The organism is Winogradskyella aurantiaca (assembly GCF_003362725.1).
Taxonomy (GTDB): domain Bacteria; phylum Bacteroidota; class Bacteroidia; order Flavobacteriales; family Flavobacteriaceae; genus Winogradskyella_A; species Winogradskyella_A aurantiaca.
The window spans coordinates 240,421-254,231 of sequence record NZ_QKTV01000005.1 but is presented as its reverse complement, the minus strand read 5'-3'; the positions used below and the strand labels follow the sequence as shown (position 1 = coordinate 254,231).

The 13,811-nt window shown below is 38.2% G+C and carries 13 protein-coding genes; 7 read left to right on the top strand and 6 right to left on the bottom strand.

What is annotated here, in order from left to right:
* Positions 1 to 34 precede the first annotated feature (34 nt).
* From prfA to DN064_RS10245, 5 genes are all read left to right on the top strand, one after another.
* Positions 35 to 1,111, top strand: a complete 1,077-nt coding sequence (gene prfA, locus DN064_RS10265; protein WP_115462554.1) for a peptide chain release factor 1 — start codon at positions 35 to 37, stop codon at positions 1,109 to 1,111.
* A gap of 22 nt (positions 1,112 to 1,133) precedes the next feature.
* Positions 1,134 to 1,946 (top strand): orotidine-5'-phosphate decarboxylase, encoded by an 813-nt coding sequence (pyrF, locus tag DN064_RS10260; protein ID WP_115462553.1) that lies wholly within the window; start codon positions 1,134 to 1,136, stop codon positions 1,944 to 1,946.
* Between the two features lie 9 nt (positions 1,947 to 1,955).
* Positions 1,956 to 2,762, top strand: coding sequence for an ABC transporter substrate-binding protein (locus tag DN064_RS10255; protein ID WP_115462552.1), 807 nt, complete (start codon positions 1,956 to 1,958; stop codon positions 2,760 to 2,762).
* 171 nt (positions 2,763 to 2,933) lie between these two features.
* Complete coding sequence (locus tag DN064_RS10250) at positions 2,934 to 3,443, top strand: hypothetical protein (RefSeq protein WP_115462551.1); 510 nt, start codon at positions 2,934 to 2,936, stop codon at positions 3,441 to 3,443.
* Between the two features lie 86 nt (positions 3,444 to 3,529).
* Positions 3,530 to 6,967 (top strand): methylmalonyl-CoA mutase family protein, encoded by a 3,438-nt coding sequence (locus DN064_RS10245; protein ID WP_115462550.1) that lies wholly within the window; start codon positions 3,530 to 3,532, stop codon positions 6,965 to 6,967.
* A 59-nt stretch (positions 6,968 to 7,026) separates the two neighbouring features.
* On the opposite strand, the gene DN064_RS10240 is transcribed toward DN064_RS10245, so the two are convergent.
* Positions 7,027 to 7,422: a hypothetical protein gene (locus tag DN064_RS10240; protein WP_317047368.1), complete on the bottom strand. Its 396-nt coding sequence runs from the start codon at positions 7,420 to 7,422 to the stop codon at positions 7,027 to 7,029.
* A gap of 114 nt (positions 7,423 to 7,536) precedes the next feature.
* Between DN064_RS10240 and DN064_RS10235 the strand changes: the two genes are divergently transcribed.
* The gene (locus tag DN064_RS10235; protein ID WP_115462549.1) at positions 7,537 to 7,983 is read left to right on the top strand and encodes an Lrp/AsnC family transcriptional regulator; all 447 of its coding nucleotides are present in this window, start codon (positions 7,537 to 7,539) and stop codon (positions 7,981 to 7,983) included.
* On the opposite strand, the gene DN064_RS10230 is transcribed toward DN064_RS10235, so the two are convergent.
* From DN064_RS10230 to DN064_RS10220, 3 genes are read right to left on the bottom strand one after another with little or no spacing between them, the layout of a single operon-like run.
* On the bottom strand, positions 7,980 to 9,569 hold the full coding sequence (locus tag DN064_RS10230; RefSeq protein ID WP_115462548.1) for an amidohydrolase family protein: 1,590 nt from the start codon (positions 9,567 to 9,569) through the stop codon (positions 7,980 to 7,982). The two genes, DN064_RS10235 and DN064_RS10230, sit on opposite strands and share 4 nt — an antisense overlap.
* Positions 9,570 to 9,602: 33 nt before the next feature.
* On the bottom strand, positions 9,603 to 10,358 hold the full coding sequence (locus DN064_RS10225; RefSeq protein WP_115462547.1) for a DJ-1/PfpI family protein: 756 nt from the start codon (positions 10,356 to 10,358) through the stop codon (positions 9,603 to 9,605).
* On the bottom strand, positions 10,345 to 11,568 hold the full coding sequence (locus DN064_RS10220) for an MFS transporter (protein ID WP_115462546.1): 1,224 nt from the start codon (positions 11,566 to 11,568) through the stop codon (positions 10,345 to 10,347). The genes DN064_RS10225 and DN064_RS10220 overlap by 14 nt, the downstream gene beginning before the upstream one ends.
* A gap of 223 nt (positions 11,569 to 11,791) precedes the next feature.
* Here DN064_RS10220 and DN064_RS10215 point away from each other — a divergent pair, with 223 nt between their 5' ends.
* Positions 11,792 to 12,394, top strand: coding sequence for a DUF1684 domain-containing protein (locus DN064_RS10215; protein ID WP_115462545.1), 603 nt, complete (start codon positions 11,792 to 11,794; stop codon positions 12,392 to 12,394).
* Positions 12,395 to 12,397: 3 nt separating this feature from the next.
* Here DN064_RS10215 and crcB read toward each other — a convergent pair whose 3' ends face one another.
* Both crcB and DN064_RS10205 read right to left on the bottom strand, forming a co-directional pair.
* The gene (gene crcB / locus DN064_RS10210) at positions 12,398 to 12,763 is read right to left on the bottom strand and encodes a fluoride efflux transporter CrcB (protein WP_115462623.1); all 366 of its coding nucleotides are present in this window, start codon (positions 12,761 to 12,763) and stop codon (positions 12,398 to 12,400) included.
* Between the two features lie 5 nt (positions 12,764 to 12,768).
* Positions 12,769 to 13,791: an SRPBCC family protein gene (locus DN064_RS10205; protein WP_115462544.1), complete on the bottom strand. Its 1,023-nt coding sequence runs from the start codon at positions 13,789 to 13,791 to the stop codon at positions 12,769 to 12,771.
* Positions 13,792 to 13,811: the final 20 nt, after the last annotated feature.

Sequence of the window (13,811 nt, the reverse complement as noted above, 5' to 3'; positions counted from 1 at the left end):
TTATCGTATTTTTACGCCACAATTTCCAAGATAAATGCTAGAGAAAATTCAGATCATCAAACAGCGTTTTGATGAGGTTAACGATCTTATTATACAACCTGATATTATTTCAGATCAGAAACGATATATCAAGCTAAACAAGGAGTATAAGGATCTAAAGAAAATTGTTGAAAAAGGAAACGTTTACGAATCACTTTTAAATAATATTTCAGAAGCAGAGGAAATTATTTCCGATGGCTCTGATGCTGAAATGGTTGAAATGGCTAAGATGCAGCTTGAGGAAGCTAAGTCTGAGCTTCCTGAAGTTGAAGAAGCTATTAAGTTTATGCTGATTCCCAAAGACCCCGATGATGCCAAAAATGTGGTTGTTGAGGTCAGAGCTGGTACGGGTGGTGATGAGGCCTCCATATTTGCGGGTGATTTACATCGAATGTATACCAAATATTGTGAGGGTCGTGGCTGGCGTGTTGATGTTGTTGATTTTAATGAGGGAACCTCTGGTGGCTTCAAGGAGATTATTTTTGAAGTCTCTGGCGAGGACGTTTACGGTACTATGAAATTTGAAGCTGGGGTACACCGTGTCCAGCGTGTACCACAAACAGAGACGCAGGGCCGTGTGCATACAAGCGCAGCTACGGTTATAGTTCTTCCAGAAGCAGAAGAATTTGATGTTGAGTTGGATATGAGCGAGGTTCGAATTGAGCGAACCACGTCAACAGGACCTGGAGGGCAGTCGGTAAATACCACTTATTCAGCAATTAAACTTCATCACGAGCCAACGGGTATGATTGTAAGTTGTCAAGATCAAAAGTCGTCTCATAAAAACCTTGAAAAGGCATTGAAAGTACTGCGTTCACGACTTTACGAATTAGAATTGGCTAAGAAACAAGCAGCGGATTCAGAGAAACGAAAAAGTATGGTCAGTTCTGGTGACCGTAGTGCCAAGATCCGAACTTATAATTATCCTCAAGGTCGTGTAACCGATCACCGTATTGGGTTAACGCTTTATGATTTATCGAATATTATCAATGGTGATATCCAAAAGATAATTGACGAACTAATGTTGGCAGAAAACACTGAGCTTTTAAAGGCTAGTGACGATTTGATTTAATTATTACCACATTTCAAATTTAATGACCACCACTAACTTAATTTCAGAAATAAAAAGAAAGCAGTCCTTTTTGTGTATTGGATTGGATGTTGATCTCGAGAAGATTCCTCATCATTTATTAAAGGAAGACGATCCCATTTTTGCCTTTAATAAGGCGGTTATTGATGCGACTCATCATTTATGTGTGGCTTACAAACCAAATACGGCCTTTTATGAGGCTTATGGACTAAAGGGTTGGCAATCTCTTGAAAAAACCATCTCTTATTTAAATTCCAATTATCCGGAAATCTATACTATAGCAGATGCCAAGCGTGGTGATATTGGAAATACCAGTCGGATGTATGCTAAGGCTTTTTTTAATGATCTGGGTTTTGATAGTGTTACTGTAGCTCCCTATATGGGAAAGGATTCTGTTGAGCCCTTCCTTGAATTTGAAGACAAACACACAATTTTATTGGCTTTAACTTCAAACCAGGGTGCCTTTGATTTTCAGACCAAAACCTTAGAGGGTCAGGAATTGTATAAATCAGTTTTGGAAACTTCAAAGCAATGGCAAAACGCTCATAAATTAATGTATGTGGTTGGTGCTACTAAAGCGGAATTTCTTGGCGACATTCGTAAAATAATCCCAGAGAACTTTTTGTTGGTGCCAGGTGTAGGTGCCCAAGGAGGAAGCCTTGAAGAGGTGTGTAAATACGGTATGACCGAGGATATTGGGTTATTGATAAACTCTTCTAGAGGTATTATTTATGCTTCTAATAAGCATGATTTTGCTGAAGCGGCTGCCAATAAAGCTCGAGAACTGCAGTTACAAATGTCAAAATTACTTTCATAAGACTGCACTATGAGTCAGTCCAGGATAGTAAAGGACCAATTACATAGAGTTTTAAGATTAAATTCTCCACCACAGCGTATTGTTTCTTTAGTGCCGTCTCAGACTGAATTACTAGTAGATTTAGGACTTACTGACCATATTGTAGGCCTCACTAAATTCTGCTTTCATCCTAAAGAATTACGCACTCAAAAGACTATAGTTGGTGGTACCAAAACCGTGAGAATTGACAAGGTTAAAGCTTTAAATCCAGATATTGTTCTTTGTAACAAAGAAGAGAATACCTCAGAGTTAGTTAAAGAGTTAGAAGCAATTGCCCCAGTGCATATCAGTGATATTTATACACTCGATGATAGCTTTGAGCTAATTCGGATGTATGGCGACCTGTTTAACGTTTATTCTGCTGCTGATAAGCTCGTTCAAGAAATTCAAACCTGTAGACATAAATTCCATGACACTATTCAAGATACTAAATCTTGCAAGGTGGCATATTTTATTTGGAAGACTCCATATATGGTGGCCGCTAAGAATACCTTTATCGATGTGATGCTCAATGAGGCAGGATATGAGAATGTTTTCGCTAATTCCACAAGATATCCTGAAATTGAATTGGATAATACAGCCCTACAGACAGCAGATATGATTTTTTTGTCGTCAGAACCCTTTCCATTTAAAGACAAACACCTTAATTACTTTAAGAATCTATTTCCCGATAAGAAAGTCTCTATTGTGGATGGTGAAATGTTTTCCTGGTACGGCAGCCGACTGAAATTTGCATACGACTACTTTCAATTACTAGCAAAGAAAAAGCCGGTATAGGAATACCGACTTTCAACCAACTTTTGCTAATCCAAATTAAAGATAAAATCTAACTAATCTTTTGCTTTGTAAAGGTGAGTTATTATTTAGGTTTGAATGTTATGATAGTATTAGTAATAAATTAAATGTAGATTAATAACTTCTATCAATTAACATAGTCAATCACAAACAATGAAAAAATTAAGCCTAGTACTAACAATTGTGTTGGCCGTTCATTTTGGACATAGTCAAACATCAACTTCATGCAACTGTTGCAAAGAAATACACTCTCAATTCGACTTTTGGGTAGGGGAGTGGACTGTCACCCAGAACGGCAAATTAGCGGGAAATAATTCCATAGTTAAAATTCAGAACAACTGTGTGCTTCAGGAAAATTGGACAAGTGCTACTCCTGGCTATACAGGAACCAGCTATAATTTCTATAATGCTACAACACAACTATGGGAACAGATTTGGATTGATAGTTCAGGTCAAAGCCTGCATCTTTCTGGATCGAGAGTTGGAAATACTATGGTATTAAAATCCAAGCCCAAGCCCAATGCTAAGAATCAATTATCATACAACCAGATTACATGGATCAAAAATGAAGATGGCTCAGTAAGACAGCTTTGGGAGGTATTTGCCGAAGGAGTTGATACGGTTGTTGCATTCGATGGACTCTATTCTCCAAAATCTGACTAGACTTGCTACTAAACAATTCTTAATCTAATCAGGCATTCATTGAAAATTCCGTAAATTTGCGGCTCTAAATAGCATGTATTTTACGAATGGAACAAATTGCTCCCTACAAGCCCAAGTATAAAATAAGAATAGTAACTGCAGCGTCTTTATTTGATGGTCATGATGCGGCCATAAATATTATGAGGCGAATTATTCAATCAACAGGTGTCGAGGTTATACATTTAGGTCATGATCGCAGTGTTGAAGAGGTAGTGAATACCGCCATTCAAGAGGATGCAAATGCGATTGCTATGACCTCATATCAGGGAGGTCATAATGAGTATTTTAAATACATGTTTGATTTGCTCCAGGAAAAAGGAGCTGGCCATATCAAGATTTTTGGTGGTGGAGGAGGAGTCATCCTTCCAGAAGAGATTAAGGAGTTAATGGATTATGGAATCACCAGAATTTATTCTCCAGATGATGGTCGTGAAATGGGCCTTCAAGGGATGATCAACGATTTGGTACAACAATCCGATTATGCTATAGGCGAACAGCTGAATGGGGAGGTAAAGGTCTTATCTGAAAAAGATCCTAAATCCATTGCGCGAGTGATATCGGCTGCTGAGAATTTTCCAGAAGTAGCTAAAAATGCCTTAACTACCATTCATGAAAAAAATAAGACCTCAAAAACTCCTGTATTAGGAATTACAGGAACAGGGGGAGCCGGTAAATCATCTTTGGTGGATGAGCTGGTTAGACGATTTTTAATCGACTTTCCAGAAAAGACAGTTGGATTAATTTCGGTAGATCCTTCCAAGAGAAAAACTGGGGGGGCACTGTTGGGTGATAGAATTCGTATGAATGCGATCAACAATCCAAGAGTCTACATGCGAAGTCTTGCTACACGTCAGTCCAATTTGGCATTATCTAAGTATGTTAATGAAGCTGTTGAAGTACTTAAAGCAGCTGAATACGATCTTATCATATTGGAAACTTCAGGTATAGGTCAGTCAGATACAGAGATTTTGGAACATAGCGATGTGTCTTTATATGTGATGACACCAGAATTTGGTGCAGCCACTCAGCTTGAGAAAATTGATATGCTGGACTTTGCTGATTTAGTGGCCATTAATAAATTCGATAAGCGCGGTGCACTGGATGCTTTACGAGATGTCAAAAAGCAGTACATGCGTAATCATAATCTATGGCATGCAGATCCAGATACAATGCCAGTTTTTGGAACTATTGCTTCTCAGTTTAACGATCCTGGAATGAACACCTTGTACAAGGCTATTATGGATGAGATCGTTGAGAAAACTGAGGCTGATCTTCAATCGACTTTTGAAATATCAGAAGAGATGAGTGAGAAGATTTTTGTTATTCCACCAGCTCGAACCCGTTACTTATCAGAGATCTCTGAGAACAATCGCTCTTATGATGCCACAGCAAATGTCCAGGTGGAAGTTGCTCAAAAACTATACGGAATTTTTAAAACTATATGTTCTGTTGCCGGTGTTAAGACCATAGAGGCGGAAAGTACTTTCTTCGAAAAAAATGGTCTTAATCAAGAAGAAATTCTGGGGCTGGTTGGAAGTGACAGGGAGGAGTTTATGACCTTGTTGCTATCTGAATTTGACAGGGTTAAGATGGACTTGGACCCCTATAACTGGGAGATTATTACAGGATGGCAAAACAAGGTCAATAGGTACAATGATCCTATATATTCGTTTAAGGTTAGAGATAAAGAGATTAAAATAGAGACGCATACAAAGTCTTTATCGCATTCAGATATTCCAAAGGTTGCCTTACCAAAGTATCAGGCATGGGGTGATATCCTCAGATGGTGCTTACAGGAGAATGTTCCTGGAGAGTTTCCATATACCTCAGGTTTATACCCTTTTAAAAGAACGGGAGAAGATCCCACACGAATGTTTGCGGGTGAAGGTGGACCAGAACGTACCAACCGACGTTTTCACTATGTAAGTTTAGGTATGCCGGCAAAGCGACTGTCAACTGCTTTTGACAGTGTTACCTTGTATGGAAACGATCCAGACTACCGACCAGATATTTATGGTAAAATTGGTAACTCGGGTGTGAGTATTTGTTGTTTGGACGATGCTAAGAAGTTGTACTCTGGCTTTAATCTGGCAGATGCGATGACCTCAGTAAGTATGACAATTAACGGTCCGGCACCAATGTTGCTAGGCTTTTTTATGAATGCTGCTATTGATCAACAATGTGAAATCTACATTAAGGAGAACGGACTTGAACAAGAAGTAGAAGACAAGATCAAAGCGATTTATAAAGGCAAAGAAAGACCTGCGTATCAAGGTGATATTCCAGAAGGAAATGATGGTCTAGGATTAATGCTATTGGGAGTTACCGGGAACCAAGTTTTACCCCAAGACATATATGAGGATATTAAAGCCAGGACCATAGCTCAGGTGAGAGGTACTGTTCAGGCAGACATTCTTAAAGAGGATCAGGCACAAAACACTTGTATTTTTTCCACCGAATTTGCCTTGCGTTTGATGGGTGATGTTCAGGAGTATTTTATTAATAACAATGTTAGAAACTTCTATTCAGTTTCTATTTCTGGATATCATATTGCGGAAGCCGGTGCTAATCCAATTACTCAGTTGGCCTTTACATTGGCCAATGGATTTACTTATGTAGAGTATTATTTAAGTAGAGGAATGGATATCAATAAGTTTGGACCTAATCTGTCTTTCTTTTTCTCCAACGGAATAGATCCTGAATATGCGGTGATTGGTAGAGTTGCTCGAAAAATATGGTCTAAAGCACTTAAGCATAAGTATGGTGCTAATCCAAGGGCTCAAATGCTAAAGTACCATATCCAGACCTCCGGTAGAAGTTTACATGCTCAGGAAATTGATTTCAATGATATAAGAACAACACTTCAGGCCTTATATGCGATTTATGATAATTGTAACTCATTACATACCAATGCTTATGACGAGGCAATTACGACACCAACCGAGGAATCTGTGAGACGTGCCATGGCGATCCAATTGATTATCAACAAAGAATTAGGGCTTGCAAAAAATGAAAACCCAATACAAGGATCATTTATAATTGAAGAATTAACTGATTTGGTAGAGGAAGCCGTACTTATGGAGTTTGATAGATTAACTGAACGTGGTGGTGTTCTCGGTGCCATGGAGACCATGTATCAGCGATCTAAAATCCAAGAAGAAAGCCTTTATTACGAAACCTTAAAACACAATGGGGAGTTTCCAATTATTGGGGTAAATACCTTCTTAAGCAGTAAGGGTTCACCAACCGTGCAACCCGCTGAGGTCATTAGAGCAACTACCGAGGAAAAGGAGTATCAAATCCAGACGTTGAAGAATCTTCATGATTATAATAATACCATAGAATTATTGAAGGATCTTCAATTGAAGGCTATCAACAATCAAAACATCTTTGAATCATTGATGGAGGTTTGTAAGGTATGCTCGTTAGGTCAGATTACCCAAGCACTCTTTGAGGTAGGGGGTCAATACAGAAGAAATATGTAAAAACAAAACGCCTTTCATTTCTGAAAGGCGTTTTCCCTAAACTTTGGTTGGTTAGTTAGTTATAGGGTCAACATCCAATGACGTTGTAAGGTTTTAAATTTCTTTACTTCACTTCTTAGAATAGGTAAGAAGTCTTTGCCATTGCTGTTAGAGCGTTCGAGACGCTTACAACTATTAATCAATCTAAAAGTAAGCCTATCCAAACTTTCTAGGTGTTTGAACTTTTCTTCTGAATGTTTTTGCGCCTCAGCTTTGATAATTTCTGGAACTAAACTAAATGACTGGTGTACAATATCACCTGAGAAATAGATTAACTCGTTTTCATCACCATATTGGCTAATTGTATTCAAATCTTCACGCATGTTAGACGAAATGCACTTAGAGATCCTAAAAATCTCAAGTGCTTTTCGGTACACCGGATGATCCGATAATGTTGCCGAAAGCATTGGGTTCATTCTAATAGCAATTTAAACGAAATTACTGCCATTTAAATGAAGTCAACATTAAAAATTAAATCAAAATAATTAAATTGCTTTAAAAAGTAAAAAAATATATAAATCTGCTTAATTATGTTAATTGATGAGCTTAATTGGAGAATTCTAGGCTGTTTGCAGTCCAATTCACGCATGTCCAATGCAGAAATTGGCCGTCAGGTGGGCATTAGTTCTCCTGCCGTAGCAGAACGCATTAAAAAAATGGAAGATGCTGAAATAATAGAGGGTTATAAAACCGTGGTATCACCATTTAAAGCAGACTACCAATTAAAGGCAATTATTACCTTAAGAGCGTTCATGGGCATGCTTAAACCATTTTTAGAAAAAGTACGAAGCTATGATGAGGTAATAAATTGCTATCGAATTACCGGAAATGATAATATTGTCATGGAGGTGGTTCTAAAAAATCAAAAACACCTCGAATCATTCATTGATCAACTCATTGTATATGGTGAAACCAAAACCCAAATAGTTTTGTCTCATGTGGTTAAAAACAATGATATTAAACCCTTAAAAGATTAGTTCTGCATTCCTGGTTGTGTCAACTTCCAGTTGGTTTTGGCTTTTTCAGCATCTACCATGATTTTGACGCGACGTAACAATGCTTTAGCATCATAAATAACACCATCCTTGATTGTATACTTAACTCCACCAACTCTTACCACTTCATTCTCTTCTGTCAATCGCACCGCCCCTGTTCCATAGAGGACTTTTAGGTTGGCCAGCGGATTTTCTTCGACTATAACAAAGTCTGCCAATTTACCAACTTGAACACTCCCAATCTTATCTCCCCAACCAAGGGCTTCTGCACCGTTCAAAGTTGCTGATCTGATTACTTCTAAAGGATGAAATCCAGATTCTCTGAGTAATTCCATTTCGCGGATATATGCGAAGCCATACAACTGATAAATAAAACCTGAATCGGACCCTACAGTTACTCTACCACCTCGATTTTTATATTCATTGATGAAAGTCATCCAAAGCTGGTAATTACGTTTCCACGCAATTTCTTGTTCGGTGCCCCAATCGTGCCAATAACTACCATGACTCACCATACTAGGTTCGTAGAATTTCCATAAAGAAGGCATGGTGTAATCCTCATGCCACTCTGCACGTCTGGCGCGTTGTAAATCTCGACTGGCTTCGTAGATATTAAATGTGGGATCTATGGTAAAATCCAAATCAAGTAACTCGTTCATTACAGCATTCCATTTATCTGTATAAGGTTTGGCAGCTTGTTCCCATAGTTTACCCGCTTCTTCAAACCTGTTTTGCTCATTCTGATAATTGTAATCCAAGGGATAGTTTTGGACAGTTCTATCTGAAAACAAAGCCTCAGGAAGACCATACCAATGTTCCATTGTAGTCAAACCAGCCCTTGCTGAATGCAACACATTCCATCTGGCCACACTCATTTGTGCGTGATGACAAGCCGAGCGTAACCCTAATTTTTTGTTTTCGTCAAGTGCAGCAGCCATGATTTCAGGTTCAGCACCAAAAAACTTAACCCCGTCAGCGCCATTTTTGGCATTGGCTCTAACCCATTCTCTCGCTTGTTCCGGGGTACTAATAGGAATATCATTGAGTGGGTTAAACTTATCTGTTGTTTGGCCGAAACCAGTATAAGCGAATATCCTAGGCGCTACAATTTCATTTTTTTCACTACGTCTTTTCAAATCCAAGGTCCAGTCTATACTTCGGCCACTGGGTTCTCTTATGGTTGTGATCCCGTGTGCCATCCACAGTTTAAAAACGTAATCCCAATCTGCTCCTTGAGCCACCCCTCCAATATGACCATGCATATCAACAAAGCCAGGTAGCAGGTACATACCTGTGGCGTCTAATTCTTTACCACCTTCTTTTAATTGGGGTCTGCTGGAATCCTTAATTTCAACACCAGGATATCCTACTACATTAATACTTACAATCTTATTGCCTTCAACAACAATATCAATGGGGCCCCTAGGAGGTGAACCATCGCCATTTATTAGCATAACTCCTCTGATAATTAGTTGAGAGAAGGGGCCATCTCCTGTTACAGATTGTGATATGGATAATAGTGGGCATAACAATAGTAGCAGTACTACGCCTGTGCGGATGAATTTCATTTGTTCGGTTTTTAGAACTTAAAGATAAATATTCTATTCCGAAGGAATTATTAGGTGGGGTACAGCTTCTAAATTCCAATCAATGACTAGTCCCTTTGCAAGGTCATCAGCAATGGCTTTCCCATATAATAGTTCTGCTAAATATAAGGAGGCCTCAAAGGATTTGGCGCCACCGGCTGAGGTAATGTATTTGCCATCATGAACAAAGAGTACCTCCTTTCTAACATCTAGTTGAGGGAACATCTCCCTCATAGTATCTATATCGGAAGGAAAGGTTGTTGAAACCGAGTTGTTCAGTAGACCAGCCTTGGCCAATATAAAGGCACCATCGCAATGAGAGATCATGTACATGGCTTGTCGATCAACTCTTTTAACAAAGTTCAACAGTTGCTCATTTTCCAGATCTGAATCGAGATGGTGCTCCGCACTAGGTATTACCAGAATATCAATCCTTGGAATACTATCTGTAACATAATTAAAATCAGGCAAAATTTTTAATCCTTCAAAGGTGGTAATGGGAGTATCTGTATTAGCAATAGTAAATACATTCATAGCCTTAATACTATCGCGAAAAATGGTATGTTGATAGATATCATAAGGTGCTGTGAATTCTGTATTATAAGTGCCATCCATGATTAGGAAACCTACATTGTATCTGTTAGGGTCTAAATCAGGCAGTACTTTTTTGGTACTAACGGGTTTCTTATTCGGTTCTGTAGACGAGCTATTATTACAATTACAGAGAATTAGCAGTGTACACAGTCCCAGCCCAATTTTAATAAGTCTCATACTCCTTTGATGATTTTAGTTTGGCCTTCAAATATAGAGTAAGTAATCCTGCCAAGGCAAGGGTGCAAAACAAAAATACCCACGTTTTGGAGTACCCAAAAACATCAATACTGTTTAATGCTGCATTGTGCCCAATGATATGAGAAATTGAGAAGCTAATACTAAACAAGCCCATATAACTACCCTTTCGGCCTTTTGGTGCCATGTCAAGGGCAAGAGAACTAGCAAAAGGGGATCCAATCATTTCACCAAGGGTCATGAGAATCATTCCAATAATAAGCACGCCAAACCAATTTGAGATATTTAGAATGATTAAGCTAACTGCTAACAACCCTATACCCCAAAAGGTCGCCATGGATTTGGATAACTTAAGACGTTCCAACCACGCAATAAGGGGCATCTCAAAAATTACAATCATGGATCCATTAATTAAAAAGAGTAAGCCAATAGTATCTTCACTTAAACCATGAACCTCACTGTAATACAAGGGAACAGCAGAAAAGTATTGAACAAATGAGATACTATTGAGTGCCATTATTAAAAAGAAAAGTAAAAACAAAGCATTTTTAAATGGTGACACACCCTCTTTGATAACTTGCTTAGATTCCTCTTTTTGTTTCTGTTCCTTTGGCTTGAGTAGTAAAAGCAATAATAAGGAAGCAAGCATACAAGTCACTCCATCAATCCAGAAAATAGAACTGTAGCTAACTTTGGCTATTAAGAGGCCGCCAATGACAGGACCAATGGAAAAACCAATATTAATAGCGAGTCTAATTAGACCAATATTTCGTGTCGTTTCCTTGCCATCACCGTAAACATCAGCAGCCACAAAGACTCCCGGTCTATAGGTATCAACTGCAATCATTAAGGTGAGAATCCCGAGACAGAGGCCGATAAACGAATTGAGAAATTGGATGCATATGAAACCAATGCCACCAAAGAATAGACTCAATACAATAGTTTTATAGAACCCGATTTTATCAGTTAGAAACCCACCTAAATAATTACCAAGTAGCGAGCCAATTCCAAAACAGGTCATGATCATTCCAACTTGAGGAAATGTCAAACCCTTTTCTTCAACCAAATAAATGGACAGAAATGGAATTACCATGGCACCTGCTCTGTTAATGAATGTCACTAAAGACAGTATCCAGATTTCTGGCACCAACCCTTTAAAGGAACTGATGTAATGATTAAATAAATTTTTCACTGATTAATTTTTAAAATAAAAAATCCGGCTGCAAAGCCGGATTTCAAATATTGTTTAATTGTATATAACTATTATCACAACACATGATGCACCCGGGCTATTGGAAATCCAATTGTCCAGTTTTGACATCTATTTGTGACCTTTATTGACATAAATTTTTTTATCTGCATCGAAACTACAACAAATATTGATAAGTGGTACTTTTGAATTATAAAAAAATACCTTGAGACAGTTACTTATTCTTGTAATACTACTATTTAGTACCTCCTGTTCACAGAAAAAAACACCCATAAAAGGAGAAACGGAATTTCAGATTAAAATGAATTCAGAATTTAAGGATGCATCTAAATCTCCTTTAAAACCTGAAGACCTTAAGAGTTTTGATGGTCTGGATTTTTTTGATTTTGATGAAGAGTACAAAGTAATGGCTCAGTTGGAACGAACACCTGATGCCCCTTGGTTCCAAATGAAAACAACGACTGAGAGGCTCTCTAAAGAGCGAGTTTTTGGAATTGCAAGTTTTTCAATTGGGGATCGGGAGTTTCAATTAAACATCTACCAGGGTGAAGAAAATATGAACACTGAAGGTTTAGAGGACTACTTGTTTCTTCCCTTTTTGGACCTCACTAATGGCGAATCCACATATGGTGGTGGACGCTATATTAACCTTAGAATACCAGAAGGAGCTACAATCGAAATTGATTTTAATTCTGCCTACAATCCCCTTTGTGTTTATAACGAAAAGTATTCTTGCCCAATCGTCCCAAGGACTAACTTTATGGATACTGAGATACGAGCAGGGGTAAAGATGTTTAATAAAAAGTAAAGCCTACTTCACAAGGTGCATTCCAAGAAAAACGGCCAAAAACCCAAGGACAAAGCTAGTAATAGCATAGAGGGCAAAATGAAAAAAATTGCCATCCTTTAAAAACACATGAGCTTCGTAGGCAAAGGTGGAAAATGTTGTAAACCCTCCACAGAAACCAGAGGCTAATAATAGGGTCTGATCTGGGGTAAGGCTTTCATTTTTGGCAGCCAGTCCTAGAATGATACCAATTAAAAGGCTTCCAATAACGTTAGCAGCAAACGTACCGTAAGGAATTCCTGAGGCCGGACTATTTAACCATTTGCCAATAAGGTATCTCAGGATACTTCCAAAGCCACCACCTACAAATACTAATGCCAATTGTTTCATAAAGCTCATTTAATAGGTACAAATACATCTGTCACCCATTTTGCTGGGTTTGATGAATAGGAATGGTCTTTTATATAGATTTCTATCATAGGCCCTGATTCGTCCATCTTTTGATTGTTAGATTCTATATAAGACATCGTTGTTTCCCAAGTCTCCTTTAAGTTGGAATAGTCTCCAATAAGAGTCGTTCTTATGGCTTTAAATGGTTCTAATTGTCCTGTGAGTATGTCAGGTTCTTTGGAAATAATTCGTGTGGTAGTTGGGATACAAGTTGAAAAAATAATAGCATCATTGGCTTCATCCCATTTTTGGTAAAGAACAAAAGGTCTACCGGCAAAACTAATATTATTGCTAATGGCGTATGCCCCGATTTCTGGCATCATGCTTGCCATTTTTTTCTGAAAATCAGCAAATTTACAAGAGGTGGTTTTATAAAGGTAATACCCCCCACTATGTTCTGCTATACCATTGACTTTAATGGAATAGACCCTCATATCCCTTTGGATAATACTGTCAAGTTTAAACAATCCTCGTTCAAAATCAGGTCCAGTATTCTCCTCAATAGAGCCCATAAAAACAGTGAACAATTTGGATACAAAATCCTGATCACCGTTCATTTGCCAGGTAACTTTGGTCTCTGCACCTTGAGCATCAAAGGTCCAATTGATATTAGAACTGGCTTCAAATGGCTTTATAATGTTAATTTTTTGAGCAATCGATTGGTTCTTAATAGTTTTTGTCGTTTCCATTGAACCCTCTCCAAGAATATCTCCTGCCCAGCTATATGAGCTGCCTACTCCATGAGTAGTGTTATCATAAGAAAGCGCTGCATTTGGGTCTTGTTCCAGCCATGGTGAAAATTCTGGCCAGTTTTTAAAGTCGTTTACCTTGTCATAAAGAACTTCAGCAGGTGCTTTTATAGTCAAACTCCTTTCAAAATTAAACTCGCTCGGTCTTGTCCCCACGTAAATGGCAAATCCAATGATAAAAACCAGAATAACTATCAGAATATTTTTAATAGTTTTCATAATAGAATGAATTAATCGAA

Coding starts and splice junctions, on each gene's coding strand:
- DN064_RS10230 (WP_115462548.1), bottom strand. CDS start 9,569: ATGAAATTCATCCGCACAGGCGTAGTACTGCTACTATTGTTATGCCCA.
- prfA (WP_115462554.1), top strand. CDS start 35: ATGCTAGAGAAAATTCAGATCATCAAACAGCGTTTTGATGAGGTTAAC.
- DN064_RS10250 (WP_115462551.1), top strand. CDS start 2,934: ATGAAAAAATTAAGCCTAGTACTAACAATTGTGTTGGCCGTTCATTTT.
- DN064_RS10255 (WP_115462552.1), top strand. CDS start 1,956: ATGAGTCAGTCCAGGATAGTAAAGGACCAATTACATAGAGTTTTAAGA.
- pyrF (WP_115462553.1), top strand. CDS start 1,134: ATGACCACCACTAACTTAATTTCAGAAATAAAAAGAAAGCAGTCCTTT.
- DN064_RS10235 (WP_115462549.1), top strand. CDS start 7,537: ATGTTAATTGATGAGCTTAATTGGAGAATTCTAGGCTGTTTGCAGTCC.
- DN064_RS10240 (WP_317047368.1), bottom strand. CDS start 7,422: ATGAACCCAATGCTTTCGGCAACATTATCGGATCATCCGGTGTACCGA.
- crcB (WP_115462623.1), bottom strand. CDS start 12,763: ATGAAACAATTGGCATTAGTATTTGTAGGTGGTGGCTTTGGAAGTATC.
- DN064_RS10205 (WP_115462544.1), bottom strand. CDS start 13,791: ATGAAAACTATTAAAAATATTCTGATAGTTATTCTGGTTTTTATCATT.
- DN064_RS10225 (WP_115462547.1), bottom strand. CDS start 10,358: ATGAGACTTATTAAAATTGGGCTGGGACTGTGTACACTGCTAATTCTC.
- DN064_RS10245 (WP_115462550.1), top strand. CDS start 3,530: ATGGAACAAATTGCTCCCTACAAGCCCAAGTATAAAATAAGAATAGTA.